1 protein-coding gene is annotated in these 421 nt (G+C 57.7%); it reads right to left on the bottom strand.

The window, feature by feature from the left end; all coding sequences use genetic code 11:
- Positions 1-173: 173 nt before the first annotated feature.
- On the bottom strand, positions 174-421 hold a 248-nt coding region (locus EOA29_RS40340; RefSeq protein ID WP_127222601.1), incomplete at its 5' end, for an aminotransferase class III-fold pyridoxal phosphate-dependent enzyme.

Here is a 421-nt window from a genome sequence, read left to right as displayed (position 1 = left end):
CATGTCGATTCATGTCCCCGGCGCCCCAATAAGATCCCCGGTTGATGCTTCGCGACGTTCAAATGTTTTCCGCTAACGCCGCTGCGTACCACTCGCCCGCCATGATGCCTTGTCGGCAGCATTGAGGGCTGCCTAAGCCTGGAAGCACCGGTATCAGGTGCTTTCGCGCCCCGTCAGGCCTCCTGAGCGCAGGCGCGTAATGTTTCTTCAAGGATGTCGAGTGCTTCGGCAAATACTGTGTCTTCGATAGTAATCGGGGCGAGGAAGCGGATGACGTTTCCGTAAACGCCACAGATCAGGAGGATGAGGCCCCTGTCGAGCGCCTTCTCGCGGACACTGTTCGTGAATTCTGCACTAGGTTTTCTTGAGCCGGGCACCGTGAACTCGATCGCATTCATGAGACCCAGGCCACGGATGTCGG

It is taken from the genome of Mesorhizobium sp. M1E.F.Ca.ET.063.01.1.1, assembly GCF_003998155.1.
Classification (GTDB): Bacteria; Pseudomonadota; Alphaproteobacteria; order Rhizobiales; family Rhizobiaceae; genus Mesorhizobium.
This window is presented reverse-complemented; position numbering and strand designations above follow the sequence as displayed.